Source organism: Exiguobacterium indicum HHS 31 (genome assembly GCF_001939065.1).
Classification (GTDB): domain Bacteria; phylum Bacillota; class Bacilli; order Exiguobacteriales; family Exiguobacteriaceae; genus Exiguobacterium_A; species Exiguobacterium_A indicum.
In genome coordinates this window covers 92663-118124 of record NZ_MPSZ01000006.1, presented here as the reverse complement: position 1 = coordinate 118124, position 25462 = coordinate 92663, and the positions used below count along the sequence as shown (strand labels likewise).

The window sequence follows — 25462 nt, the reverse complement described above, 5'->3', positions numbered from 1 at the left end:
AAAAAATAGTTTGACAATTATCAGTAAATTCTGAAAAAATGGTAAGGAACTATAGATTACATAGGGGGAGGTAAAACGAATGGGAAATTCATTTAGTGACTGGATTGGTAAGGTGTCCAATTTTGTTTGGGGACCACCGTTACTCATTCTGTTGGTCGGTACGGGGATTTACTTGACGATTCGCTTAGGATTCATTCAAATTACCAAACTGCCGTATGCGCTGAAGCTTGCGTTTTCAAAGCATCAGGACGATAAGTCAGAAGGCGACATCAGTCACTTTCAAGCATTGATGACGGCACTAGCTGCAACCGTCGGTACGGGGAATATCGTCGGTGTCGCAACAGCTGTCGTTCTCGGGGGACCTGGGGCGATCGTTTGGATGTGGCTGTCCGGCTTGTTCGGGATGGCGACGAAGTACGCGGAAGCGATCCTTGCCGTCAAATATCGCGTCGTCGATGAAAAAGGACAGATGGCAGGAGGACCGATGTATTACCTTGAGCGTGGACTGAAGCAAAAATGGCTCGGTGTCTTGTTTGCTGCATTCGCTTCGATCGCTGCGTTTGGTATTGGAAACGGGGTCCAGACAAACTCGGTCGCCCTTGCGATGAAATCGACGTTCGATGTGCCACTTTACGTGACGGGGATCGCGTTGATGGTATTGACGGGTGTCGTCATTCTCGGCGGAGTCAAATCGATTGGAAAGGTTGTTAGTTTATTCGTTCCGTTCATGATTTTCTTCTATGTCGGAAGTGGCTTGCTGATTCTCGTCATGAATTATGACTTGATTCCAGGTGCGATCTCGACGATCTTCAGCAGTACGTTCTCAAACGAAGCCATCACGGGTGGGGCAATCGGGGCAGCGATTCGTTATGGTGTCGCGCGTGGTGTCTTCTCGAACGAAGCAGGACTCGGTTCAGCACCGATCGCAGCCGCTGCTGCGAAGACGGACTTCCCGGGGCGTCAAGCGCTCGTCTCGATGACGCAAGTCTTCCTCGATACATTGGTCGTCTGTTCGATCACGGGTCTGACGCTCGTCATGGGGGGACAGTTGGACACGAAATTAGAAGGCGTCGAGTTGACGACAGCAAGCTTCGAGGTCTTCCTCGGTCCTGCCGGGAAATACATCGTTACGATTGGTCTCGTCATGTTCGCTTACTCGACGGTCCTCGGTTGGTCGTATTACGGTGAAAAGTCGATCTATTATCTATTTGGTCAAAAATCAATCCTACCGTACCGCATCCTGTTCGTTTTAGTCGCCGGAGCCGGCGCGATGACGACGAACTTGAACATGGTCTGGGCGATTTCCGATGTCTTTAACGGATTGATGGCGATTCCGAACTTAATCGGTTTGATTGGATTGTCTGGCGTCGTCATTGCCGAGACACGACTGTTCCGCGAACAGTTGAGACGAGAAGAAGCGAATCGGAAGGTTTCGTAGGATACATGCTCTAAAAACGAGTTCGTGTATGATGAAGTATGAGAAAAGGGAGATCACGTTCCGGGTCATGTACTCGGATGGTGATTTCCCTTTTTATTTGATCCGAAAGAAATACGAATGTGCATCATACTCGACTCCCGCCTGTGGAAAGCGAGGATGATAAAACATGCGTTGTTAGAGATGGTGATCAAGAGAACAACAAGAGATGCATCACTTTTTACGATAAAGCATCAAGGATTCATAAGGACGTAACGTCAGAGTGTGATCTTCTGTCTGCATCTCCTGGTAGTTGTGAATCAACACCGTATAGTCCGACCCGTCACGAGGTAACGTGAACGTCGTGTCTGTTCCGTAGAAGTTCGAAACGACAAGCAACTCTTCCTCGTTCGTTACGCGTTCGTACGCCCAGAGTGACGGATCGTCTGGTGTCAACAGACGGTACGAACCATCCGTGAGCACGTCATACTGTTTACGGAGCTGTATCAACTGTTTGTAATGATGATAGACCGATTCCGGATCTGCGACAGCCGTCTCGACATTGATCTGATCATACGTTGGCGAGACCGGTATCCATGGTTCACTCGTACTGAAGCCACCGTTGACAGCATCCGACCATGGCATCGGCGTCCGCGCATTATCACGCGATTTTTGACGAATCGCAGCAAGAATTTCTTCTTCCGCTACACCGTTGTCCCGCGCTTCCTGATACGCATTCAATGTTTCGACATCGCGGTAGTCGGACAGATCCGTGAAGTCCGGATTCGGCATCCCGATCTCTTCTCCTTGATAGATGTACGGTGTCCCTTGTAAGCCGTGAAGCGTCGTCGCGAGCATCTTCGCACTTTCGACGCGATACGTGGCGTCGTCACCAAACCGGCTGACGACGCGTGGCTGGTCATGGTTGCACCAAAAGATCGCGTTCCAGGCTTGTCCGTTCATGCCGGATTGCCAGTCGGAGAAAATCTGTTTCAGTTGTTTGAAATCAAACGGTGCCGCCGTCCATTTTTCACCGTTCGGATAATCGACCTTCAAATGATAAAAGTTGAACGTCATCTTCAGTTCTTGTTCATCAAGCGAAGAATAACGAAGGCAGTGTTCAAGTGACGTCGACGACATCTCACCAACCGTCATGAGATCGTGTCCGGCAAAGACTTCTGCGTTCATCTCTTGCAAGTAGTCATGGACGTTCGGTCCGTCCGTATAATACGTCCGTCCGTCTCCTGCTGGATCGTTTGGAAGACCTGGCGTCTTTGAAATCAAATTGATGACATCAAGTCGGAAGCCGCTGACTCCTTTATCCCGCCAAAAGCGCATCATGTTGTAAACATCTTCCCGTAAACGTGGATTTTCCCAGTTCAGATCCGCTTGTGTCTTGTCGAACAGGTGCAAGTAATACTTGCCGGCTACCTCATCAAATGACCAAGCGGGACCACCGAATTTTGATACCCAGTCGTTCGGTGTCTCGCGCCAGATAAAATAGTCGTGATAGGGACTATCCGGGTGACGTCCTTCTTCGAACCAAGAGTGCGACGTCGAGCAATGGTTGACGACGATATCCATCATGACAGACAGACCGCGTTGTTTTGCTTCTGCAAGTAACGTCTCGAAATCGGCCATTGTTCCGTAGGATGGATCAATCGCGTAATAATCACTGACATCATAGCCATTGTCGTTCTGCGGTGAGGCATAGACCGGCGTCAACCAAAGGTAATCGACACCAAGATCCGCCAGATAATCGAGTTTGGCAGTGACGCCACGCAATGTACCGGTCGCTTTGCCCTCCGGACTATAAAAACTCTTCGGATAAATTTGATAAACGGCGGATTTGCGCCAATCGGTTGTCGTGATCATGAGATACACACCTTTCTAGAATTACGCTGCTTTTTTCAGGGCAGCTTTTTTTGCGCGTTTCGTTGAGACATAGTGGAACAGGAACGTACAGGCGACAGGGACGATGATCGCAATCACCATGCCGACGATGAACGACAGAATCGAACCTGGTACGATCGAAATGAAAGCAGGTAATCCGCCAACACCGATCGCAGGAGCAAGAACGCCACTGACAGCGATGAAAGCTGACGCAATCGCTGAACCGACGAGTGCCGCGTAAAACGGATACTTGAACCGGAGATTGACCCCGAACATGGCCGGTTCCGTGATTCCGAAGTAGGCGGATAAAGCGGACGTTGATGCCATGTTTTTATCGTTAACGTTTTTCGCGAGGAAAAGCATCGCGAGTGTTGCTGAACCTTGAGCGATGTTCGAAATCGCGATCATCGGCCAAATGAACGTCGTCCCACTTTGTCCGATCAACTGTAGATCAACAGCGATGAACATGTGGTGCATGCCAGTGATGACGAGCGGCGCATAGAGTGCACCAAAGAGTAGGGCACCGAGTAATGGAACAGCTTCGAATGTATTGACGACACCGATCGTAATCCAGTCACCGACTTGACGCGTGACTGGTCCGATGACGGCAAGGGCGAGGAATCCCGTCAATGTGATCGTCGTAATCGGTACGACGAGTAATTGAATCGCATTCGGTACCCGTTTTTTGAGCCAACGTTCAATCGTACTGAGAACATAAGCAGCGGCGAGTACAGGGAGGATTTGTCCCTGATAACCGACTTTTTCAATTTCAAAGAGACCGAGAATGTTGAACGTCGGGATTTCACCTTTTAGAGCACTTTGTCCGTAGTTCCAAGCGTTTAAGAGATCTGGATGAACAAGCATCAGACCCATGACGATCCCGAGAATCTCACTTCCACCGAAGCGTTTCGTCGCTGACCAACCGACGAGTGCCGGGAGGAAGACGAAGGCCGTGTTTGCCATCATATTGATGAGGTCCCATAACCCTTGCAGATTCGGGTAACGGTCAATCATCGTCTTGCCACCGAACTCGATACCGAATAGATTATTGATTCCCATTAAGAGACCAGCAACGATGATCGCCGGGATGATAGGCATGAAGACATCAGAAAAGACTTTGATCAACTTTTGGAACGGATTCATCTTGGCAGCGCCAGACGATTTGACATCTGCGATCGTCGTTGCCTGTAAACCGGTTAATTGAATGAATTCTGCATAGACCCGGTCGACGTCTCCGGCACCAATGACGATTTGATAGACACCCGCGTTCAAGAACGCGCCTTTGACGAGCGGAACTTCAAGTAAGGCTTCTTGATCGACAAGCTCTTGATTCTTAAGCGTTAAACGAAGACGGGTGACACAGTGAGCTGCCTGCTCAACGTTCTCCTTACCTCCGATGTTCTCAATGATTTGCTCTGCAATCTGACGATAGTTTGGTTTCATCTCGATGCTCCTTTTTGGAAGTGACATACTCGACCACTTTTGAAATGAAAACGTTTTCTTATCTGCGCACACTTATCTTAACTTATCTATATAAGTTGGTCAAGAACTTATATAGATAAGTTGGGAAGAATAAAAAAGAGAGAATCCGTCATCTACGGATTCCCTCATCTTGCAGCCTATATTCAACGACGGGCAATATCAGTGAACTGAAACTTATCGAGCCGGTGACGCGATTCCGTCCGTTCGAAATGTTGTCCTTCATAGAAATACGTATCGTTCGTGACAACGATGACATGCGTCATATCGTGAAGGTCGAGTCGTTCTTGGTCTTCCATTGTCGCAGGGCGAGCTTCGATTTTTCGTTTTGCGTAGCTGATCTGCCGACCAAGTGTCTCTTCGATGTACTGATAGATCGAACCTTGAGCGATGTCAGTAGTGAGTCCGGGTACGAGTGCTGTCACGAAATGATTGATGTCACGGATGACACGTTCACCATCGATTTGGCGAATGCGCTCGATGCGCGTCACGTCCGTTCCTTGTGCCACATGTAATAATGAAGCGAGTTCAGCAGAAGCGGAAAGGACTTCGCAGGATAAGACATCCGTCTCGACGGTATGACGCCCCATCCGGCGATGTGCTTCCGAGAAGCTGACGATGCCGTTGAATTGGAACTCGATCGCTTCTTGCGACAGGACGAAGACACCTTTCCCCTGGTGTTTACGGACGAAGCCTTTTTCTTGCAGGGCATCAATCGCTTTTCGAACCGTTCCGCGGCTCGCCTCGAATTCATGCATCAATTCCGTTTCAGAAGGTAATTTCGTTTCGGCCGGAAGCGTTCCTTCCTGAATCCGCTGTGCGAGCTCGTGATAGATGTTTACATACTTCGGCATATGATCCGTCCTTTACACTCAAATAATGCCTTTAGTGTAGCACGGAACGATTACAGGCATCAAAATAGCTCCACCTATGATCCGGACATGACCGGAAAATAGATAGAGCGTAGAAGTGTGAATGTCAGTCAACGAAGAGACGTCGAAAACGTCGTTCCTTTTTTGAGGACATCTTGTTTTTCATCGAGAACATCACTCGTCAAGAGTTCAATCGAGTCAACCGGATGTTCCAAGATGAAGCCGAAGTTACCACTCCGTGACTCGGACGGGGCGTAAGTCTTCGCAAGCGACTCCAAATAGACGTCGTCCTCGAGCGTCTTTTCTGTCGCAGCATCGAGTTTGAAGTGGGCGACAGGATTGAACGTGACCGGTTCATTACTTGTGTTCTTGATCGTGACCCGTGTCTTGATCAAATCAAAGGATTCATCGTGCGTAAAGCCATGGAAGAAATCAATCATGCCATAGCTTGGACGAGCATGGAATACTTTGATCTCTTCGATCGTCATCTCGATCGGACCAATCTTCCGTGTTTCGTTCACTCGTTTGAATTGTTTAAGCGTCAGGTCGCCCTTATCATCCGTGACGGTCTGATCGATTTTTGTCAAATCGCGATCGTCTGGAATTTGTGGGTTTGGAACGTAGGCGCTTGTTTTTTCAAGCGATACCGGCTGCTCCTGTTTCGCAGACGCTGGTTCTTTTGGTGTGTCTTGTGATGCTGAAGTGCCACAACCAGCGAGCACCGTCCCGAGCATCAAAGTAGCAAGTATCTGTCTCATGAACATTCTCCTTATTTCTTCGATTTCAAGAGATCGAAGATGATTTTCGCGTGATCCGTGTTGTCGACTTGTCCCGCGAAACGTTCTTTAGCAGGACCGAACGCATAGACCGGTACGTCTTCACCTGTATGTCCACCTGTCGTCCAGCCTGTATGCGAGCGTTCGTTGAAGATTTCTTCAATCGCATTATCAATCTCGAGTAATTTCTTCGATTCAGCAGCGCGGGAGACGCTATCGATTTCTTTGTCCGTCAAGGCGAGTTTGTCCTGATCGATATACGTCGTCAACGTCTTGCGGACGTCCGCACCATCGACGATTTTTTGCGCCATGAAGTCAGGTGTTTTCTTTGCCGCTTTGATCGGTTCAGCGAACCAGTTATAGATGCCATCTGCACCGATTGAATATCCACCCGTTGAGTGGTCAGCTGTCGCGACGACGAGTGTATGTTTATCCTTCTTTGCAAATGCGATCGCGGCTTTGAATGCCCGCTCGAAGTCTTCCATCTCACTCATGGCACCGACGATATCATTGTCATGACCGGCCCAGTCGACTTGGCTACCTTCGACCATCAGGAAGAATCCTTTTTTATTCGAGTCGAGTCGCTTAATGGCAGAGTTCGTCATTTGTTCAAGCGATGGGACCGAGTTTTCGCGGTCAATCCGTTTTGGTAATCCACCATCTGCGAACAGACCGAGGACTTGTTTGTTTTTATCACCTTGCAATTGATCCAGATCCGTGACGTAACTGTAACCGTCTTTTTTGAATGCTTTCGTCAAATCAACATCCGGACGGACGAAGTTCGACTTACCGCCACCGAGCATAACGTCAATTTTATGCTTCCCATTGACGCGTTCCTTGAAGTAATCGTCTGCGATCGCGTTCATGTTCTTTCGGCTCTCATCATGAGCACCGAACGAAGCAGGTGTCGCATGCGTGATTTCCGATGTTGCAACGAGTCCTGTTGACTTACCACGTTCTTTCGCTGCTTCAAGGACGGTCTTGACTTCCGATTTATCGTTATCAACGGCAATCGCTGCATTATACGTCTTGATGCCGGATGACATCGCTGTTGCTGCGGAAGCGGAATCGGTGACGTTTTCCTTCGGATCTTCCGGATAAGTCATCTGTTGACCAACGAGGTATTGGTCAAACGCTGTTTTTTCAGCAACCGGTGTCGATGGATCGTTCTTTAAGTAACGATGTGCTGATGTATACGAGACCCCCATCCCGTCGCCGATCAAGAAGATGACGTTCCGGATTTCCGGTGATTTAACAGGTTTTGTCTTTGCTTCTGCTTCAGGCATCGAGAGCATCGTACTAAGGGAAAGGGTTGATAAGGCAAAAATCGGAATGATACGTTTTAATTTCATAAGAGTTCCTCCTCGAAAGGTGCTGGGGTTTGATGATTGATACGACCTACAAACTCCACCTTACGGATAGAATGTGAAATCCATGTTTATCGTTTGTAAAGCTTTGTGAAGAATCGATGACAAAAAAATGGACCTTCTGAAAAGTCATTTCAGAAGGTCCATTCGTTGCATTAGCGACTCCACCCAATCATCCGACGATACGAGCTAAACGTCGGCCAGGCGAGAATCGCGATCGCGAGCCAGTACAGGAACTGGTTCTCAGACGAAATCAGACCGATGATGCCAGCGAGCAGAATCGTCGTATAGATCGAGAAGGTGATGATGAGTGCTGGATGTAATTTCGGGAAAATCGTGAAACGCCCGAGACGTTCGTTCGCACCTTTGACATAGAGACGACTACCGAAAATCAGTAAGATGACCGTCAAGGCTAAACTGAACAACACAGCATAGGTGATGTTGAAATCGGTATTGTACTCGAAGAAGAGCGCAAATGGCGTCGTGATCGTCATCAAAAAGCTTGTTGGTTTGTCTAACTCTTCATAGCCCACGCCAAAACCCAGTTGACCGATAGCATAGATACTGAAATACGTGAAGTAATTCAAGAACAAGAAGAACGTTCCGAGTAACAGTTGTCCGATGATATCACCAGCAATCGTTCCGGCGAATAAGAAGATCGTCAAAATCGTCACATCAAATAGAAGGAATAGACCAAAATCTTGAAGGAGTGACGACCACGTGACGTAATCGAACGGATCGATTCCGAATGCTTGAAGTAATAACCAACTAGCAAAAAAGCCGATGATCGGGAAGACAATCAATGTCACGACACCGATGATCCATTTGATCCAGAACAACCAGACCTTCGGGAATGGGAGTGCATGCAAGATCAAACTACGACCACTTCCACGCTCAGAGCCGAGCATCAGGATTGCAAAGACGGCAATCAGAATTGCTGCGAACCCAGCGAAGAACGGACTGACGAGTACAGTGTTGAGTAGATCGGGTTGCTGAGATACATCGTATTTTTCGAATTCATTGATGACGGTATAACTGCCGAACCCATAACTGAAGATTGCGAGCAGAATGAAACAAGCGAGAGGCCAAATACCTTGCTTGATATGATAGCGGATCAATTGCTTAACCATGTCGTTTCCCTCCAAATGTCCCTAAGAAGTAATCTTCCATCTGCACCGGTAAAGCATCCTTTAAGAGAGGGCTTGTCGTTTCAAGATAACGTGCGCCTTCATCCGATAAGACGAGTAACGTCACGACCCGACCCGTTTGGGATAAGACGTGGAGATCGGCATGACTGAGCTCTGGAACGTCTTCATAGACGACTTGCCATTTCTGCATGCTAGCTTTGGCATCATCGAGTGCCTTCGGTTCGCGGACGAGGTGTTTTTCGATCGTCATGACGCGGTCGGCAAGGGAATCGAGTTCTTCGAGTTGATGGGAAGCAATCAGAACGGCTGTCTGACGCTCCGCAAGTAACGAGACGAGTTGTTTCAGATAATCACGTTTGTTGATCCGGTCAAGTCCATCGGTTGGTTCATCGAGCAACAGAACGGGGGCATTCGTTGCAAACGCGAGTTGGAGAAGGAACAACTGGGCTTGTCCCTTTGATAAAGATGTCACGCGACGACCACGATCGAGATTCGACGAGCGACAATAATTTTCGATATACGTCTTTTCGAAATTCGGATAGAACGCATTGTAGAAGTTGATCAGTTCGCCAAGTGTCATTTGACGATAGACGGAGACGGAGTCCGGAACGAGAAAGAGGTGCTCTCGCGTCTGCGGGACATGGTGAATGGATTCGTTGTTCCATTCAACCTTTCCGCGTGTCGGCTCGAGCGCACCGACGAGTGTTTTCAGTAACGTCGTTTTTCCGGCACCATTACGACCGATCAACGCGGTGATCGTTCCTGCTGGCAGGGTGAAGGATGCATTTTCATAAATCATGGTACGGTCAATTTGTTTCGTTAGATGAGAAACGGTCAACATGAGGAATCCTCCCTTATGTGTAAGATGAGTTGATAGAGTTCTTCGTTTGAGATCGAGAGTTCGTCGGCGACGGAACAAAGACGGGTGAGTGGATCTTGAATAGCGGCTTGTTTGACTTCACTGAGGGGGATATCTGAGATGAAGGAGCCTTTGCCGCGCATCGTGACGATGAAGTTGCGGCTCTCGAGTTCCTGATAGGCACGGGAGACCGTGTTCGGGTTGACAAGGAGTGTACCGGCAAGTTCACGAACGGATGGCATCTGTTCGCCGGAGCGGAGTAGACCACGGGCAATCGAGCGGATGATTTGCGTGACTAACTGTTCATAAATCGGCAAGGGACTTTTCGGATCGACGGTGAACATTTCTTCACCTCCTTAAGTGTACTAATTCAATTAATACACCAATTATAGGAATTTTGAATCGGTCTGTCAATGTTTCTTTTCGAGAAGACGGTTACGCCAACGATCGCAATATTTGCTATACTGACGACAGAAGAACCGCCAGGAAGGATGACCGAGATGTTGGATCGATTGAGTGCCTTAGAGGACCGTTATGAAAAACTGAATGATATGTTGGCTGATCCAGCCATCATCAATGATACGAATCAATTACGCGAGGTCTCAAAGGAGCAGTCGCAGCTTGCCCCAACCGTTGAGACATATCGCGTCTATCGCGAGAAGATGGAAGCCTATCAAGAGGCACGTCAGATGTTGACAGATCCGGAGATGCGCGACCTTGCGAAGGAAGAAGTCGCGATGCTTGAGCCGGAGATCAAAGAGCTCGAAGCGAAGCTGAAAGCTTTACTCTTACCGAAGGATCCGAATGACGATAAGAACGTCATCGTCGAGATTCGTGGTGCGGCAGGGGGAGATGAGGCAGCCTTATTTGCGGGTGACCTGTTTAAGATGTACTCGAAGTTTGCTGAGAAACAGAACTGGAAGATTGAGATCATCGACGCGAGCTATACGGAGCTCGGTGGTTATAAAGAAATCATCTTTATCGTCAAAGGAACAGGCGCCTACTCGAAGCTGAAGTATGAGAACGGGGCACACCGCGTCCAGCGCGTTCCATCAACGGAATCGGGTGGACGGATTCATACATCGACCGCAACGGTTGCCGTGTTACCGGAAGCAGAAGACGTCGAGGTCGAAATCCATGATAAGGATGTCCGGGTCGATACGTTCACGTCGAGTGGACCGGGTGGACAGTCCGTCAATACGACGCAGTCCGCCGTCCGTGTTACACACGTGCCGACGGGGATCGTCGCGAGCTGTCAGGATGAGAAATCGCAAATCAAGAACAAGGAAAAAGCGATGAAAGTTTTACGGGCGCGTGTCTACGATAAAATTCAACGCGAACAGCAAGCGGAGTATGATGAAAAACGAAAGTCGGCTGTTGGTACGGGTGACCGTTCAGAGCGGATTCGGACGTATAATTTCGCCCAAAACCGGGTGACGGACCATCGCATCGGATTGACGATTCAGAAGCTTGATCGAATCTTGCAAGGCGAGATGGATGAAGTCATCGATACGCTCGTCATGGAACATCAGGCGCGAGCATCGGAGGCGGCAAACTGATGCGGATCGCAAAACGTCTAAATGAGGCAAAAACGATGATGGAACAAGCAGGACGCGAGGGTTCAAGTGCCGAATGGTTACTCATGCACGTCTTAGAAGTCGACCGGACCGGACTCCTTGTCCGCTTGTCCGATGAATTGACACCGGAGCAGGATTTCCGATTCAGTGAATACTTGCTTGCTCATGTTCACGGTGTGCCCGTTCAGCATTTAATCGGCTATCAGCCGTTTTACGGACGGGACTTTCGTGTCACACCGGATGTCTTGATTCCACGACCGGAAACGGAAGAGTTGATCGTCTTCGTGACGGAGCGTCTCAAACGCGAGACGTTCACCGCGGGACAGATCGTCGACATCGGTACCGGTAGCGGGGCGATTGGAATCACGCTCGCCCTCGAACTCGAGCAACCGGTCACGACCGTCGATATTTCACCAGCTGCAATCGCGGTCGCGAAGCAAAATCAAGCAGCGCTTGGTGGAGACGTGACGTTCCTTGAAGGAGATTTACTCGCACCGCTCGCAGATGATTCCGTCCGGGTGCTCGTTTCGAACCCTCCTTATATCGAGGAAGAAGAATTACTCAGTGAAGTCGTGTTCGATCATGAACCGCATCTCGCCCTGTTTGGCGGAAAAGACGGTCTCGTCTTTTACCGACGTCTCGTCGAGGAGAGTGGACGGGTCTTACGCGACGATTTCCGACTGATTGCGTTTGAAATTGGACACAATCAAGGACCAGAAGTGCAAATGATGTTAAAAGAACGTTATCCAAATGCGGAAACGGGTATTTTAAAAGATATAAACGGTAAAGACCGTATCGTGTATGCGGAACGAAAGGATTGTACAGCGTGAAGACGGAAATGATTGACTTACAGACGATGGATGAAGCAGTTCGGTTATTGCAGGAAGGAGAGGTCGTGGCGATGCCGACCGAGACCGTTTATGGTCTCGCAGGAGACGCAACGAACGAAGCGGCTGTTCGGCGAATCTTCGCCGCGAAGGGTCGACCTTCCGACAATCCACTGATTGTCCATGTCGCATCCGTAGAACAGGCACATCAGTTCGTCACGCACATTCCAGATGTCGCGGCACGTTTGATGGAGGCGTTCTGGCCAGGAGCCTTGACGATCATCCTCGAATCGAACGGCACCGCATCCACACTCGTCACAGCAGGACTAGATACGATCGGATTACGGATGCCAGACCATCCGCTCGCGCTTCAATTAATTGAAGCGACAGGGCTGGGCCTCGCAGCACCGAGTGCCAACCGTTCCGGAAAACCTTCACCGACGTCATCTGCGCACGTCGCATATGACCTCTCGGGACGCATCGCTGCGATCGTCGATGGAGGGGAAACGGGCATCGGGGTCGAATCGACTGTCATCGATTGTACGATGACGCCACCGGCGATTTTACGACCGGGTGGCGTGACACGCGAACAAATCGAGTCGGTCATCGGTCCTGTCACACTCGATCCTGCCTTATCGATGAAAGATGTTACACCGAAGGCACCCGGGATGAAATATACCCACTATGCGCCGGAAGCAACACTGTCCGTCGTCGAAGGGGATCTTTCATTCTTACAGCAACTCATCGATGATGCGCGACAAACCGGACACAAGACGGGCGTTCTCCTGTTTGACGGGGAGGATGTCGACGCAGATGTTCGCTGCTCCCTTGGTAATTCGATGGAGACGGCGGCACAACGTCTTTACGATTGTTTACGGCGATTTGATCAGACGACGGTGGATCAGATTTTTGTACGAGACCTATCAGAAGAAGGGGTGGGGCTTGCGGTCCGCAACCGCCTCCATAAAGCAGCAGGTGGTCGGGTCATTCGCCCTTGAAGAAGGAGGATACGGAGATGAGCACACGTCGCGTTTTATTCATCTGTACAGGAAATACATGCCGTAGCCCGATGGCGATGGCGTTACTACGCTCGAAAGTCGCTGATCAGGAATTTGACGTCCGTTCAGCAGGACTACGTTCGATGCAAGGATTTGATGCGTCCGAGAACGCCTTACAAGTGTTGCGTGAGCGCGGGATCGAACTCGAGCACTATACGCAAGTCTTTGATGATGTACTCGGACGTTGGTCTGACATCATCTTGACGATGACGCGTCAGCACAAGCAGGAAGTCGGTGAACGCTATCCGGAACTGAAAGAACGGACGTTCACCTTATATGAATATGTGACAGGGCTTGAACGGGATATCAACGATCCGTACGGCGGATCGATGAACGTCTACCGGCAAGTACGTAATGAACTCGAACCCCTCGTCAACCGTCTTGTGTTAAAATTGACGCAGAACGGAAACGGAAGAAAAGCTCCGGATACACGGAAACTTCCGAAAAAACAACCTAAACAAACGGGGGAATAGTAAAGATGAAAGTAGCAATCGGCGCGGATCATGGCGGTTTTAAGTTAAAGGCAGAAATCAATGACCTCTTACAAGAGCTCGGCATCGACTATACGGACTTCGGTACGCATTCAGCCGACTCGATCGATTATCCGGATGTCGCGATTCCAGTCGCTGAGGCAGTCGCAAGCGGAGAGTTTGATCGTGGTATCTTGATTTGTGGAACAGGGATCGGGATCGGAATCGCAGCGAACAAAGTCAAGGGCATCCGAGCAGCACTCGTCCATGACACGTTCAGTGCGAAAGCGACGCGTCAGCACAACGATTCGAACATCTTAACGATGGGCGAACGCGTCATCGGTCCAGGACTGGCTCGTGAGATCGCACAGCTTTGGCTTGAAACGGAATTCGAAGGCGGACGTCATGAGAACCGCGTTTGCAAAATCTCAGATTATGAGGTGAAGTAATGGACTTGACACGCATCCAGCACGATTTAGAAGAAGCACTGAACGCTCTGGATGAACGATTTTCCTTAAAAGGAAAATTGCTCGTGATCGGCTGTTCGACGAGCGAAGTCATCGGCAAACAAATCGGCAAGGCCGGTTCGCCAGAAGTCGCGGACGCGTTGTTCGACGTGTTTGATGCCTTTCGTCGGTCGCACCAAGTTGATCTTGCCTTCCAAGGCTGTGAGCATATCAACCGGGCGCTGACGCTTGAGCGGCAAACGGCAGAGCGACTCGGACTTGATCCAGTGACGGTCGTTCCGGTTCCGGAAGCCGGTGGATCGATGGCAAGTGCTGCCTATCAGCGCTTCTCGGCACCGGTCGTCGTCGAAGCGATTCAGGCAGACGCCGGGATTGATATCGGGGACACGTTCATCGGCATGCACTTGAAGGCTGTTGCGATTCCCGTGCGTTTGCCGCACAAGGAAATCGGTGAGGCACACGTGACGGCAGCCGTGACACGACCGAAATTAATCGGTGGAGCACGTGCTAAATACGAATGATTGATGCAAGGGGTTGCGCACCCCTTGCTTTTTTGATGTTGTTTTTAGGGATGCCGGGAACGAAACATTCGTGTTAAGATAGGTCTATCGAAATGAAATGGGGGAATTCAGATGGAACAAACACCGCTTACGTATCTGAAACAACAAGATGAGGCACTCTTTTCGGCAATGCGCCAGGAACTAGGTCGTCAACGGGATAACATCGAATTGATCGCATCCGAGAACTTCGTCTCGCAAGCTGTCATGGAAGCACAAGGCAGCGTCTTGACGAACAAGTACGCAGAAGGTTACCCAGGTCGCCGTTATTATGGTGGCTGTGAGTATGTCGATCTCGCTGAGAATTTAGCACGCGACCGCGCGAAGGAAATCTTTGGGGCGGAGCACGCGAATGTGCAACCACACTCGGGCGCACAAGCGAACATGGCGGTCTACTTCACGATTCTCGAGCAAGGCGATACGGTCCTCGGGATGAACCTCTCGCACGGTGGCCATCTGACGCACGGTAGCCCCGTCAATTTCTCCGGTGTCCAGTACAACTTCGTGGAATACGGTGTCGATCAAGAGACAGAGATGATTGATTACGACGTCGTCGCACAATTAGCAGAAGAGCACAAACCAAAATTAATCGTCGCGGGCGCATCGGCGTATCCGCGCGTCATCGACTTCAAACGTTTCCGTGAAATCGCAGACAGCGTCGGTGCTTACTTGATGGTCGACATGGCACACATCGCTGGACTCGTCGCAGCAGGTCAGCATCCGAACCCGGTCGAGCATGCACACTTCGTCACGACGACGACGCATAAGACGTTGCGTGGTCCACGTGGTGGGATGATCCTCTGTAAAGAAGAGCATGCGAAAGCGATCGATAAAGCGATCTTCCCAGGCATCCAAGGTGGTCCACTCATGCACGTCATCGCCGCGAAAGCTGTCGCGTTCGGTGAAGCACTGGCACCAGAGTTCAAGGACTACATCGGTCAAGTCGTCACGAACGCGAAAGTCCTCGGTGAGGAATTGACGAAGCGTGGACTCCGGATCGTTTCAGGCGGAACGGACAATCATTTGCTCCTCGTCGACTTGCAACCGCTCGGGATCACGGGGAAACTCGCTGAGCATGCACTTGACGAAGCCGGCATCACGGTCAACAAGAACACGATTCCGTTCGATCCAGCGAGCCCGTTCGTCACGAGTGGTATCCGGATTGGAACGGCAGCGATGACATCACGTGGCTTCAAGGAAGCGGAGATGAAAGAAATCGCCGAGTTGATCGAACTCGTCTTGAACCATCCAGAAGAAGCAGACGTTCTCGCACAAGCACGCGAGCGTGTCGTTGCTTTGACAGGTCGTTTCCCACTCTACCCAGAGCGCGGATGACCGTCATCCCCTTCGTCCTTTTCGTTATGAGAAGGGGAAGGGGATTTTTGTTTGTCTAAAAAAGGAGGCGTACGATGTATATTCTAGTCGTTGAAGATGATCCACATATCCAAGCACTTGTCGTATCGACGTTACAAGCCGACGGACATTCCGTCCGAGCGACAGCAGACGGAAACGAAGCGCTCGCTTGGATCGAGACGATGACGTTTGAAGCAGCCGTACTCGACGTCTTGCTCCCCGGGCAGACCGGTCTCGTCCTGTGTGAGCGATTACGGCAAAACGGGGACATCCCGATCTTGATGCTGACGGCGCTCGGTGAACTGACGGATAAGCGGGACGGTTTTGCAGCAGGTGCTGATGATTACATCACAAAGCCGTTCGATCCGGAAGAATTAGTGTTTCGGCTTCACGCCGTGGCTCGGCGCTATCAAAAAGCGGCGCAACCCGTCCTACATCTCGGAGATGTCACGATCGATAAACGCAGTCAGCTCGTGACGATCCAGTCGACCGAGTGGACACTTCCGCGGCGCGAATTCGAATTATTACATCAGCTGGCAAGTTTTCCGGGACGGGTCTTCAGTCGCGAGGAATTGATTGAACACGTCTGGGGACTTGATTTCATGGGAGATGACCGGACGATTGACGTCCACATCAAACGACTCCGTGGACGCTTAAAGGAGACGAATCAGGTGAAGATTGAGACGGTTCGTGGACTCGGGTACCGGTTGGAGGTCGAATCATGAGATCCCTCTATACGAAAATCGTCGGACTCGTCTGTGTCGTCCTACTCGTGTCCGCACTACTCGCGCTTTTAATCAGTAACATCGCCTACTATTCGTTTTGGCAGGACAGCTATAGCCAAAAAGTTGAGGAAGCGGTCGAGACAGCGATTGATTATTACGAGACGCACGGTGACGGAAAGACGGAATCGTTTTACCGGATGTTACAAGCGACTGGCTTTCAACTATATGTGCAGACCGAAGACGGAACGGAGCGTTACGGAAATCCATTTCGTGATGAAACGCTCTCAAGTCAAATCGTCGAGCAAGTGAAAAATGGTCAACCGTACTACGGGATGCGTGAGTATCCGTTCCACCTCTTCTTGCTCGGTCTATTCGACAATGAAGTCATCAATACGTACGGGACGTCAGTCAAGACGGCGCAAGGAACGGATGCAATCTTCGTCCGTCCGGACTTGAGTCGGCAAATCCGTGAGTTGCACCTGTTCGTCGGTCTGTTTCTCGGACTGCTGGTCGTGATCAGCTTCCTCTTGCTTGTCTTCTCCATCCGGTATCTCGTGCGTCCGATCCGGCGCCTGACAAAAGCGACGGAACAGATGGCGTACGGTGACTACGGAATCCGCGTCGGAACGAAGGCACGCGATGAGATTGGAGAGCTGTCCCGGCGATTTGACGAGATGGCAACGGCAGTCGAAGCGTCTGATACAGAACGACGCCGGTTCGTCGCAAACGTTTCGCATGAATTTCAGTCACCGCTGACGACGATCTCGGGGTACGCGGGACAACTCGACGTGACGGGAGAAGACGTCAGGAGACGGACGATCATTCAACAAGAGGCAGCGCGAATGTCGGAGCTGACGCGTCAATTATTGATCTTAGCGAAGCTCGATGAAGGACGGCGCTTTAAGCGGCAAGCACTCGATCTACGCGCGAGTCTAGAGACGACACTCGCAACACTTGCCTTTCAGCTCGATGAGCAAGGCATCGCCGTCGCACTCGATGTACCAGCAGCGCTACAGATTCAAGCAGATGCTAGTGCGCTCGAACATGTTTTCCAAAACGTCATTCGAAACGCTGTTTCGGTCTCAGCCGAAGGAGCGACGATTCACATTCAAGCGGAAGAACAAGTGAATCAGGTCATCGTCCGAATCAAGGACGAAGGACCAGGCATGACCGAACAACAGATGGAACATGCCTTTGAACGCTTTTATCAAGGTGATGTGTCCCGCACGTCGCGCGGGACGGGTCTTGGGCTTGCAATCGTCAAAGAGACGATGCGCCAACTTGGTGGGGATGCGAGCTTGTCGTCCGATTCATCCGGTCTGACTGTGACATTGATTTTTTTACGTACTTGACGCGTGCGTTCATGTTCCGTTCATATTGCAGTCGTATCATCAATCCTGTAGCGAACATACAGGAGGGATCATGCAATGAAACTAGGATGGAAAGAACTCGTCCGGATGAAAGGACGATTCAGTTGGATGACGATCGTGACGATGTTGATCGTTTTATTGATTTTAATGATCACCGGTCTTGCGGACGGGCTGGCCTACGACAATGGGGCTGCCGTCCGTAATCTGCCGGTCGAGCAGTTTGCACTGAGTAAAGATGCGGAAGGGCAGCTGACCCGTTCATTCTTACGGGCGGATGAGACACCGAAGGGCGCGGAAGCGCTCGGTGTCCAGAACATGGTGCTTGAGAAGAAGAATGGAACGAAGGATGATGTGACAGTCTTTGCGTTACCAGAGACTACGAATTATGGTCCAAAACAGTTGCAATCATTGCAAAAAGGTGAGGTGCTCGTCGATGCTGCATACGCGGAACAACGCGGAACCCGTGTCGGCGATACAATCACCGATTTTCGGACGAAAGAGACGTTCCGGATTGCCGGCACGGTCACGGACGGACGTTATAGTCACGCACCTGTCCTCTGGATGACGGATGAATCGTGGCAAGCATGGCAATCGAAGATGGGGGCATCATACGTCTCAGCGTACATCGGTCAGTCATTACAAACGGATCAAGCGGTCTTCTCAAAACAAGCAGTCGTTGAGAATGTGCCAGGCTATGCAGCGGAGCAAAACTCCTTCCAGATGATGCGGGTTGCACTCGTCGTCATCGGGGCATTGATTCTGACAGCTTTCTTCTATATCTTGACGATGCAGAAGATGAAACAACTTGGCGTCCTAAAAGCAATCGGCATCCGAACACGGACGATGGGTGCGAGTCTACTCGTACAAGTCATCCTCCTGACGAGCCTCGCCTTTGGTGTCAGTGTCGTTATCACCTATCTGACGAGCCGCTTCTTACCAGCGGATCTTCCCTTCCGATTTGAATGGTCGACGAGTCTGATGTACGGCGGCATTTTACTCGTAACAGCGATCCTCGGAGCGCTCGTTCCGTTACGAATGGTGAAAAAACTTGAGGCGGCAGACGCGATGGGAGGAATGAACGGATGATTCAGTTAGAACAGATTGAACAGAGTTATGGTGAGATGACCGTCTTGCACGATATCAACTTACAGGCAGAAGCAGGGGAACTGATTGCCCTTGTTGGACCGAGCGGGAGTGGGAAAAGTACACTCCTTCAGTTGCTCGGTTTACTGCAGACACCAACAAAAGGTGCCGTCTATTTTGATGATACGTGCGTCAGTGAAGCATCGGGCGAAGAACGTCGTCGCTTACGTCTTGAGGAAGTCGGGTTCATCTTTCAGGAGTCGCATCTCGTACCCTTTTTGACAGCCCAGGAGCAACTGGAACTCGTCGCAAAAGAAGCTGGACGAACAGTGGATACGGTCGCAGCACTAGCCATGTTCGGACTCGAACATCGCAAAGATCATTTGCCGCATGCGTTATCGGGCGGTGAGCGTCAACGCATCGCGATTGCCCGCGCCTTCGTCAATGATCCGCAACTTGTCTTAGCGGACGAGCCGACCGCAAATCTCGATTATGCGAATGGGCGTCGAGTGATGGAGCTATTACAACGGCAAGCGCATGAGTCAAACAAGACGATTATCGTCATCACTCATGATGAACGGATGCTTGACGTCTGTGATCGCATCTGGCGGATCGAGGATGGAAAAATTCATACAGCATAAGACAACGAATGGATCGCTTTCGAGAGAATGGAAAGCGATTCTTTTTTTATATTCAATCTTGTAAGAGGAGGCGATGTCATTCCAAAAATTTGCTATACTTTTTAAAAAAGGAAATGAAGGAGTTTACGCGTTATGAATATTATGAAGTTGACCCAAGCCGAGCTCGCGTCGACGACAGGAAGCCAGATGTTGAAATGGTTGGAGAAGAAGAGTACGACGAAATCAGAATACAAACGACTGTACGAAGATTTCAAGACGATCATCATCATGCAACAAGCAGGCTTTTATGAACAAGCGGATGCACGGCTTCTGCAATGGAAACATTTACCGATGCCGGTTGAATATTATACATATCGTCTTGCGATCGCCTCAAAGGCAGGCGGACGACGTCTTGCGAAGAAGCGATTCAAGGCGCTGCCGGAAGCGATTCAGAAACATGACAAATTAAAACAGTGGCGCCAAGCGGTGAATCAGAATCAATGGTGGATGGCGGCAACCGGAGTGGTAGCGGCCGGCCTCTTATTCGTAGGTATTCAAGCGTGGTCTCCTACTTCAGAAAATGCTGCACCGAAAGAAGAGACCGATCAAAAAATTGCGCAACAGTTGGCTGACTTACAAACGGAAGTCGAGCAATTAAAAAAAGAAAACGAGAAATTGAATACCGATCAGAAGGAAAAGACGGAAGTGGAAGTAAAACAAGAAGAGTCGCCGGTTAAGGAAAAGAAAACGACGAAAACGAGTGGTCTGAAACCGGAAGCCGCATTAAAGGAAGCGGTTGCGGCTGTCCAAGCAAAGGATTATCAAAAAGCAAATGACCTGTTGAGTGCAGACGTCTTGAAAAATAAAGAGACGGCAGGGATGGCGCGTTTTTATAAGTTGATTGCCGCTGGTAAGTTAAAGAAGACGACACAGGCGGACTATATCGCGTACCGTGAGGATTTTCCGAAGTCGGGTTACATGAGTGATGTCCTCTGGATGCAAGCGGTCTATGAACAAAAATATAAAAAAGGTGATTATCGCGCGACCTTGCAAGAACTCGCACAACAGCCGGACAATGAATGGTCTTACGCGGCGAAAGCGATTCTTTCCGGCAAGAGCACGCTTGGGGACTGACGAAAAAACAGTTCCCAAGCAGTGCGCTTTTAGAGTACAATGCGAAAAGAGAATGGAGAGGAGATGCAAACAATGAGTAAAGTACATGTATTTGATCACCCATTGATTCAGCACAAGATGACGATCATGCGTAAGGTCGAAACAGGAACGAAACAATTCCGGGAACTTGTCGACGAGGTGGCTTCATTGATGGCATATGAAATCACACGTGACCTTCCACTCACAGATGTCGCGATCGAGACACCGGTCACGAAGACGACGCAGAAGATGATCGAAGGCAAGAAACTCGGGATCGTCCCGATTCTCCGCGCCGGTCTCGGGATGGTCGACGGTATGCTCCGCATGATGCCAAACGTCAAGGTCGGTCACATCGGTTTGTACCGTGATCCGGAGACACTCGAGCCAACGGAATACTACCTCAAGCTCCCAACAGACGTCGCAGAACGTGATTTCGTCGTCGTTGACCCGATGCTTGCGACAGGTGGTTCGGCGGCAGACGCCATCTCCTCCTTAAAGAAACAAGGGGCGAAGAGCATTAAGCTCGCATGTCTCTGTGCAGCACCTGAAGGCGTCAAACGCGTTCAAGAAGAACACCCGGACGTCGATATCTATCTCGCGGCACTCGACGAGAAGTTGAACGACCACGGCTACATCGTCCCAGGACTCGGTGACGCAGGAGACCGTCTCTTTGGAACGAAGTAAAAATAGTAAGATACACAAAAAGACCGCAGACGATGATCTGCGGTCTTTTCGTTGCTATTTCGTAAACTGCGCAAGACTGCTGAAATATGTTTTAATGAAAAAAGGAAAAAAGGAGGAAGTCACCATGCCGATTACAGTCATGCCGATTTTCGGGACTCGACCGGAAGCTATTAAAATGGCACCGCTCGTCAACGCCCTGAAGCAACACCCTGCTTTTGATGTTCATGTCACAATCACAGCCCAGCACCGCGAGATGCTCGATCAAGTACTTACCCTGTTCGAAATCGAACCGGATCACGATTTGAACATCATGAAGCAACGTCAAACTCTCGTTGACATTACGACGCGTGGTCTTGAAGGACTCGATGCGATCATGAAAGAGATCAAGCCGAACCTTGTCCTCGTCCATGGCGACACGACGACGACGTTCGTTGGGAGCCTTGCTGCCTATTACAACCAAATCGTGGTCGGTCACGTCGAGGCAGGGCTGCGCACGTATAATAAATACTCACCGTTCCCGGAAGAGGTCAATCGTCAGTTGACGTCGACGCTCGCAGACTTACATTTTGCTCCGACCGCACAAGCGGCAGCGAACCTTGCGTCCGAGAATCGTCATGCTGGCGTCTATATTACAGGGAACACAGCAATCGATGCCCTGCAAACGACGGTCCAAGCCGATTACGTCCATCCGATGCTTGAGACGGTCGGGGATCGGAAGTTGATCTTGATGACAGCGCACCGTCGTGAGAACCAAGGCGAGAAGATGCACCAGATGTTCCGCGCGATTCGTCGTCTCGTCGATGCATTCCCGGATACACACGTCGTTTATCCAGTTCACCTTAACCCAGTTGTTCAGGAAGCGGCGAAGACGGTCTTTGAGGGACATGATCGGATTTCGTTAATTGCTCCGCTCGACGTGTTCGACTTCCACAACTTCGCGAGTCGTGCTCACTTAATCTTGACGGACTCCGGTGGTGTACAGGAAGAAGCGCCGTCACTCGGTGTTCCGGTTCTTGTCTTACGCGATACGACCGAGCGTCCGGAAGGAATTACTGCTGGGACGTTAAAGCTTGCCGGAACAGAAGAAGAGACGATTTATCAGATGGCAACCGAACTGTTGACGAATGACGCACTTTATAAAGAAATGGCACATGCCTCAAACCCATACGGTGATGGTCATGCGTCAGAACGGATCGTCCAAGCGATCCTGCATCACTTCGGTCAAGGGGAAGCGCCGGCACCGCTACTCACGCAATGAGAAACGACTAGTACTCTCCGAATCGCTTACATTCACTTGCTTTCCTCAGGCGAGACGCAAGCCGCGTCTCCATCGTCCTTAGACGAGGAGTCAGGTCTCACCTGTCTCTGACAGCACAAAGACTTGTGCTTTTTCCTGTAGGAGTCGCGTGAAATAAGCGATTCTTTTTGTTTTAGTACATCTATGGCGACAAGAGGTTTTAGTTTATAGGAATAACATCTTTGATTCTTACCATTTCCACTAAAATCAGCCCATTTGTTTAGAAAATGTAAAACCAGATGACCTTGAAACTGGAAGATAAACCATGACGATTCAGGCTGTGACACACCTCACGATTGAAAAATTGGAAATCGTTGAAATCTATTGTTACAAACAGATGTCAGAGCTGTTTTTGTGTCCCGATTAGGAAGCGTTTACAATTGTGAACAGAAAATGTTTTTTCACAAAATCGACACAAATCAATTTTAGAGGTCTTGTTTCGGTTGAGGTAGCACGATATAACGTTACTATTCAACGGTTTTGTTCACCATATGAACAATCTCTATAACCGTTGATAGTACTACATATTTTCTTCACATCTTCGTGAAATGAGTTGCACGGATGACATCTGTGAAAACCTTATCATTCGTTGATATGTATAGGTTTTTCGGCTCTGTTTTTATTGTGAATTCATTTGACTATGAAAGCTGCTTCATTGTATTCTTGACTAGTATGAAAATCCGCAAATTGTGGGAAAGAAAAAGAACTCACAATTGGGAAAAAAGGGGGTCGTCTCTAGTGCGCCAAAGTGGGCTCGCGAAGAGTATGGTCATGGCCTCGCAAATTTCGACGGCACTGGCTGCACCGATCGTCATTGGCTTTTTGGTTGGGAACTATGGGGAACAACAACAATGGTGGGAGAAAATGGGTGCGACGTTCGCCGTGTTCATCGGGATTTTCATCGGCATTCTTTGCATGATCGCCATGATCAGGCACTTGTTAGGGGAGAAGACATGAACATCATCCTTCAAGATGCGTTGTATCGTGCGTACTTACGATGGTTTGGACTCTTTTATGGAATCCTGGCTGTCCTGCTGCTCATCGGACGCCCGAGTGACCCAGTCATTTATGGACTAGCACTTGGTGGAACTGGCAGCTTTCTGATCTTGACGCTTCAACGATTAAGCGTCGATCGTATGTATCGTGTAATTGAGACCGGGCGCAAGCCAGTGTCTCGAGGGACCGTTTCACGCATGGCGGTCGCGGTACTTTGTGTGATGATCGGTTTGAAATATCAAACTGAATTGTCATTAACTGCGGTGGTAATAGGCCTTCTCGCCGGCCACGTCATACAATTTTGTGAGTTCTTGACTCACGAACTCAAGCGGGAAAAGAGGTGAATAGTCAAATGAACCACGAAATGCCACTTTACGAAATCCCACTCTGGGGTGACTTCGTTCTGTACGGTAGCTGGACGAACTTGATCACAGTATTGATTGCTGCTGCTCTCGTCTTCTTGATTGCCGTGGCCGGTACGCGACGTCTTGTGATGAAGCCAACCGGTGCTCAAAACGTGATGGAGATGTTCCTCGAATTCGTTCGCGGTATCATCAGCAGCACGATGGACTGGAAAACAGGGGGTCGCTTCCTTACGTTCGGAATGACATTATTCCTGTTCATCCTTGTGTCCAACATCATGGGTCTCCCATTCAACGTCGTGACGGGACACTACATTTGGTTCAACTCACCAACTGCAGATCCTTACGTGACACTGGCACTTTCATCTCTCGTAGTAGTCTTAAGTCATTACTACGGTGTGAAGATGCGAGGCTTCGGCGCTTATGCGAAAACATTCATGACGCCGATGTTTATCATTACCATCATCGAGGAGTTTGCAAACACGTTGACGCTCGGTCTTCGTCTTTACGGAAACATCTTCGCTGGTGAAATCATGATCGGAATCATTCTTTCGATCGGTATCGTCTCTGGTACGAACGATTTCCAATTCCTCGGACCAGTCGGCGCGATCATCTCGGGTATCCCGATGTTGATCTGGCAAGGATTCTCACTCTTCATCGGTGGTATCCAAGCGTATATCTTCCTTATCCTGACGATGGTTTACATCGGACATAAGGCAGCGCACGACCATTAATTCGAAGGTAAAGCATCCGCTTTTCCGATAACAGCACGACAAATCAATGAACATACTCTAGGGAGGCAATTTATCATGAATCTTATTGCAACAGCGATCATCATCGGACTCGGCGCACTCGGCGCAGGTATCGGTAACGGTCTTATCGTAAACGGTACAGTATTAGGTCAAGCACGTCAGCCAGAACTCAAAAACGAACTTCGTCAAACAATGTTCATCGGTATCGGTCTTGTTGAGGCACTTCCAATCATCGGTGTAGCGGTCGGTTTCCTTCTTCTCAACTCTTAATCCACGATTAACGAGAACGGACTACATAGGGCGC

The 25462-nt window shown here is 49.8% G+C and carries 27 protein-coding genes; 19 read left to right on the top strand and 8 right to left on the bottom strand.

What is annotated here, in order from left to right; translation table 11 throughout:
- The first annotated feature begins 79 nt into the window (after positions 1 to 79).
- Entirely contained in the window at positions 80 to 1438 is a 1359-nt protein-coding gene (locus N179_RS13390) for an alanine/glycine:cation symporter family protein (RefSeq protein ID WP_035395828.1), read from the top strand.
- Positions 1439 to 1648: 210 nt separating this feature from the next.
- Here the strand turns inward: N179_RS13390 and treC are convergent, their stop codons facing one another.
- The 8 genes from treC to N179_RS13350 form a co-directional block, all read right to left on the bottom strand.
- Positions 1649 to 3289, bottom strand: a complete 1641-nt coding sequence (treC, locus tag N179_RS13385; RefSeq protein ID WP_075643033.1) for an alpha,alpha-phosphotrehalase — start codon at positions 3287 to 3289, stop codon at positions 1649 to 1651.
- A 21-nt stretch (positions 3290 to 3310) separates the two neighbouring features.
- Positions 3311 to 4750 (bottom strand): PTS system trehalose-specific EIIBC component, encoded by a 1440-nt coding sequence (treP, locus tag N179_RS13380; RefSeq protein WP_047394480.1) that lies wholly within the window; start codon positions 4748 to 4750, stop codon positions 3311 to 3313.
- Positions 4751 to 4932: 182 nt separating this feature from the next.
- The gene (gene treR, locus N179_RS13375) at positions 4933 to 5640 is read right to left on the bottom strand and encodes a trehalose operon repressor (RefSeq protein WP_055969313.1); all 708 of its coding nucleotides are present in this window, start codon (positions 5638 to 5640) and stop codon (positions 4933 to 4935) included.
- A 128-nt stretch (positions 5641 to 5768) separates the two neighbouring features.
- Positions 5769 to 6416 (bottom strand): DUF4352 domain-containing protein, encoded by a 648-nt coding sequence (locus N179_RS13370; RefSeq protein ID WP_055969310.1) that lies wholly within the window; start codon positions 6414 to 6416, stop codon positions 5769 to 5771.
- An 11-nt stretch (positions 6417 to 6427) separates the two neighbouring features.
- Positions 6428 to 7786: an alkaline phosphatase gene (locus N179_RS13365; protein ID WP_075643032.1), complete on the bottom strand. Its 1359-nt coding sequence runs from the start codon at positions 7784 to 7786 to the stop codon at positions 6428 to 6430.
- Between the two features lie 170 nt (positions 7787 to 7956).
- The gene (locus N179_RS13360) at positions 7957 to 8931 is read right to left on the bottom strand and encodes a hypothetical protein (protein WP_075643031.1); all 975 of its coding nucleotides are present in this window, start codon (positions 8929 to 8931) and stop codon (positions 7957 to 7959) included.
- Positions 8924 to 9790 carry an ATP-binding cassette domain-containing protein gene (locus tag N179_RS13355; RefSeq protein ID WP_023469525.1) on the bottom strand — a complete coding sequence of 289 codons (867 nt, stop codon included), beginning with the start codon at positions 9788 to 9790 and terminating at the stop codon, positions 8924 to 8926. The genes N179_RS13360 and N179_RS13355 overlap by 8 nt, the downstream gene beginning before the upstream one ends.
- The gene (locus N179_RS13350; RefSeq protein WP_035395845.1) at positions 9784 to 10152 is read right to left on the bottom strand and encodes a GntR family transcriptional regulator; all 369 of its coding nucleotides are present in this window, start codon (positions 10150 to 10152) and stop codon (positions 9784 to 9786) included. The genes N179_RS13355 and N179_RS13350 overlap by 7 nt, the downstream gene beginning before the upstream one ends.
- A gap of 156 nt (positions 10153 to 10308) precedes the next feature.
- Here N179_RS13350 and prfA point away from each other — a divergent pair, with 156 nt between their 5' ends.
- The 18 genes from prfA (at position 10309) to atpE (ending at position 25428) form a co-directional block, all read left to right on the top strand.
- On the top strand, positions 10309 to 11367 hold the full coding sequence (gene prfA, locus N179_RS13345; RefSeq protein ID WP_023469516.1) for a peptide chain release factor 1: 1059 nt from the start codon (positions 10309 to 10311) through the stop codon (positions 11365 to 11367).
- Entirely contained in the window at positions 11367 to 12215 is an 849-nt protein-coding gene (gene prmC / locus N179_RS13340; protein ID WP_075643030.1) for a peptide chain release factor N(5)-glutamine methyltransferase, read from the top strand. Before prfA ends, prmC begins: the two co-directional genes overlap by 1 nt.
- Positions 12212 to 13210 carry an L-threonylcarbamoyladenylate synthase gene (locus N179_RS13335; RefSeq protein WP_023469514.1) on the top strand — a complete coding sequence of 333 codons (999 nt, stop codon included), beginning with the start codon at positions 12212 to 12214 and terminating at the stop codon, positions 13208 to 13210. Before prmC ends, N179_RS13335 begins: the two co-directional genes overlap by 4 nt.
- Positions 13211 to 13227: 17 nt before the next feature.
- On the top strand, positions 13228 to 13743 hold the full coding sequence (locus N179_RS13330; RefSeq protein WP_023469513.1) for a low molecular weight protein arginine phosphatase: 516 nt from the start codon (positions 13228 to 13230) through the stop codon (positions 13741 to 13743).
- 5 nt (positions 13744 to 13748) lie between these two features.
- Entirely contained in the window at positions 13749 to 14189 is a 441-nt protein-coding gene (rpiB, locus tag N179_RS13325) for a ribose 5-phosphate isomerase B (protein WP_023469512.1), read from the top strand.
- Positions 14189 to 14728 carry a TIGR01440 family protein gene (locus N179_RS13320; protein WP_023469511.1) on the top strand — a complete coding sequence of 180 codons (540 nt, stop codon included), beginning with the start codon at positions 14189 to 14191 and terminating at the stop codon, positions 14726 to 14728. The genes rpiB and N179_RS13320 overlap by 1 nt, the downstream gene beginning before the upstream one ends.
- Positions 14729 to 14839: 111 nt before the next feature.
- A complete protein-coding gene (gene glyA, locus N179_RS13315; RefSeq protein WP_058264526.1) occupies positions 14840 to 16099 on the top strand; it encodes a serine hydroxymethyltransferase in 1260 nt (419 codons plus the stop codon).
- Between the two features lie 74 nt (positions 16100 to 16173).
- Positions 16174 to 16842: a response regulator transcription factor gene (locus tag N179_RS13310; protein WP_075643029.1), complete on the top strand. Its 669-nt coding sequence runs from the start codon at positions 16174 to 16176 to the stop codon at positions 16840 to 16842.
- The gene (locus N179_RS13305; RefSeq protein WP_075643028.1) at positions 16839 to 18194 is read left to right on the top strand and encodes a HAMP domain-containing sensor histidine kinase; all 1356 of its coding nucleotides are present in this window, start codon (positions 16839 to 16841) and stop codon (positions 18192 to 18194) included. Before N179_RS13310 ends, N179_RS13305 begins: the two co-directional genes overlap by 4 nt.
- Positions 18195 to 18269: 75 nt before the next feature.
- The gene (locus N179_RS13300) at positions 18270 to 19298 is read left to right on the top strand and encodes an ABC transporter permease (RefSeq protein ID WP_055969298.1); all 1029 of its coding nucleotides are present in this window, start codon (positions 18270 to 18272) and stop codon (positions 19296 to 19298) included.
- Complete coding sequence (locus N179_RS13295; RefSeq protein ID WP_075643027.1) at positions 19295 to 19936, top strand: ABC transporter ATP-binding protein; 642 nt, start codon at positions 19295 to 19297, stop codon at positions 19934 to 19936. The genes N179_RS13300 and N179_RS13295 overlap by 4 nt, the downstream gene beginning before the upstream one ends.
- A 132-nt stretch (positions 19937 to 20068) precedes the next feature.
- The gene (locus tag N179_RS13290) at positions 20069 to 21049 is read left to right on the top strand and encodes a hypothetical protein (RefSeq protein WP_075643026.1); all 981 of its coding nucleotides are present in this window, start codon (positions 20069 to 20071) and stop codon (positions 21047 to 21049) included.
- Between the two features lie 72 nt (positions 21050 to 21121).
- Positions 21122 to 21751, top strand: a complete 630-nt coding sequence (upp, locus tag N179_RS13285) for a uracil phosphoribosyltransferase (RefSeq protein WP_023469504.1) — start codon at positions 21122 to 21124, stop codon at positions 21749 to 21751.
- A gap of 124 nt (positions 21752 to 21875) precedes the next feature.
- Positions 21876 to 23009: a non-hydrolyzing UDP-N-acetylglucosamine 2-epimerase gene (wecB, locus tag N179_RS13280; protein ID WP_075643025.1), complete on the top strand. Its 1134-nt coding sequence runs from the start codon at positions 21876 to 21878 to the stop codon at positions 23007 to 23009.
- Positions 23010 to 23786: 777 nt separating this feature from the next.
- A complete protein-coding gene (locus N179_RS13275; protein ID WP_023469502.1) occupies positions 23787 to 24005 on the top strand; it encodes an AtpZ/AtpI family protein in 219 nt (72 codons plus the stop codon).
- A complete protein-coding gene (locus tag N179_RS13270) occupies positions 24002 to 24388 on the top strand; it encodes an ATP synthase subunit I (RefSeq protein ID WP_023469501.1) in 387 nt (128 codons plus the stop codon). Before N179_RS13275 ends, N179_RS13270 begins: the two co-directional genes overlap by 4 nt.
- 8 nt (positions 24389 to 24396) lie before the next feature.
- A complete protein-coding gene (gene atpB / locus N179_RS13265) occupies positions 24397 to 25140 on the top strand; it encodes a F0F1 ATP synthase subunit A (protein WP_023469500.1) in 744 nt (247 codons plus the stop codon).
- A gap of 75 nt (positions 25141 to 25215) precedes the next feature.
- Positions 25216 to 25428 (top strand): F0F1 ATP synthase subunit C, encoded by a 213-nt coding sequence (gene atpE / locus N179_RS13260; protein ID WP_023469499.1) that lies wholly within the window; start codon positions 25216 to 25218, stop codon positions 25426 to 25428.
- Positions 25429 to 25462: the final 34 nt, after the last annotated feature.

What these genes read in the sequence shown, in the direction of transcription:
- treP (WP_047394480.1), bottom strand. Translation starts at nt 4,750, where the DNA reads ATGAAACCAAACTATCGTCAGATTGCAGAGCAAATCATTGAGAACATC.
- N179_RS13355 (WP_023469525.1), bottom strand. Translation starts at nt 9,790, where the DNA reads ATGTTGACCGTTTCTCATCTAACGAAACAAATTGACCGTACCATGATT.
- prmC (WP_075643030.1), top strand. Translation starts at nt 11,367, where the DNA reads ATGCGGATCGCAAAACGTCTAAATGAGGCAAAAACGATGATGGAACAA.
- N179_RS13290 (WP_075643026.1), top strand. Translation starts at nt 20,069, where the DNA reads ATGAATATTATGAAGTTGACCCAAGCCGAGCTCGCGTCGACGACAGGA.
- N179_RS13350 (WP_035395845.1), bottom strand. Translation starts at nt 10,152, where the DNA reads ATGTTCACCGTCGATCCGAAAAGTCCCTTGCCGATTTATGAACAGTTA.
- N179_RS13360 (WP_075643031.1), bottom strand. Translation starts at nt 8,931, where the DNA reads ATGGTTAAGCAATTGATCCGCTATCATATCAAGCAAGGTATTTGGCCT.
- N179_RS13330 (WP_023469513.1), top strand. Translation starts at nt 13,228, where the DNA reads ATGAGCACACGTCGCGTTTTATTCATCTGTACAGGAAATACATGCCGT.
- glyA (WP_058264526.1), top strand. Translation starts at nt 14,840, where the DNA reads ATGGAACAAACACCGCTTACGTATCTGAAACAACAAGATGAGGCACTC.
- treR (WP_055969313.1), bottom strand. Translation starts at nt 5,640, where the DNA reads ATGCCGAAGTATGTAAACATCTATCACGAGCTCGCACAGCGGATTCAG.
- atpE (WP_023469499.1), top strand. Translation starts at nt 25,216, where the DNA reads ATGAATCTTATTGCAACAGCGATCATCATCGGACTCGGCGCACTCGGC.
- N179_RS13310 (WP_075643029.1), top strand. Translation starts at nt 16,174, where the DNA reads ATGTATATTCTAGTCGTTGAAGATGATCCACATATCCAAGCACTTGTC.
- atpB (WP_023469500.1), top strand. Translation starts at nt 24,397, where the DNA reads ATGAACCACGAAATGCCACTTTACGAAATCCCACTCTGGGGTGACTTC.
- N179_RS13320 (WP_023469511.1), top strand. Translation starts at nt 14,189, where the DNA reads ATGGACTTGACACGCATCCAGCACGATTTAGAAGAAGCACTGAACGCT.
- treC (WP_075643033.1), bottom strand. Translation starts at nt 3,289, where the DNA reads ATGATCACGACAACCGATTGGCGCAAATCCGCCGTTTATCAAATTTAT.
- N179_RS13365 (WP_075643032.1), bottom strand. Translation starts at nt 7,786, where the DNA reads ATGAAATTAAAACGTATCATTCCGATTTTTGCCTTATCAACCCTTTCC.
- N179_RS13370 (WP_055969310.1), bottom strand. Translation starts at nt 6,416, where the DNA reads ATGAGACAGATACTTGCTACTTTGATGCTCGGGACGGTGCTCGCTGGT.
- N179_RS13270 (WP_023469501.1), top strand. Translation starts at nt 24,002, where the DNA reads ATGAACATCATCCTTCAAGATGCGTTGTATCGTGCGTACTTACGATGG.
- N179_RS13295 (WP_075643027.1), top strand. Translation starts at nt 19,295, where the DNA reads ATGATTCAGTTAGAACAGATTGAACAGAGTTATGGTGAGATGACCGTC.
- rpiB (WP_023469512.1), top strand. Translation starts at nt 13,749, where the DNA reads ATGAAAGTAGCAATCGGCGCGGATCATGGCGGTTTTAAGTTAAAGGCA.
- prfA (WP_023469516.1), top strand. Translation starts at nt 10,309, where the DNA reads ATGTTGGATCGATTGAGTGCCTTAGAGGACCGTTATGAAAAACTGAAT.
- N179_RS13305 (WP_075643028.1), top strand. Translation starts at nt 16,839, where the DNA reads ATGAGATCCCTCTATACGAAAATCGTCGGACTCGTCTGTGTCGTCCTA.
- N179_RS13300 (WP_055969298.1), top strand. Translation starts at nt 18,270, where the DNA reads ATGAAACTAGGATGGAAAGAACTCGTCCGGATGAAAGGACGATTCAGT.
- upp (WP_023469504.1), top strand. Translation starts at nt 21,122, where the DNA reads ATGAGTAAAGTACATGTATTTGATCACCCATTGATTCAGCACAAGATG.
- N179_RS13390 (WP_035395828.1), top strand. Translation starts at nt 80, where the DNA reads ATGGGAAATTCATTTAGTGACTGGATTGGTAAGGTGTCCAATTTTGTT.
- wecB (WP_075643025.1), top strand. Translation starts at nt 21,876, where the DNA reads ATGCCGATTACAGTCATGCCGATTTTCGGGACTCGACCGGAAGCTATT.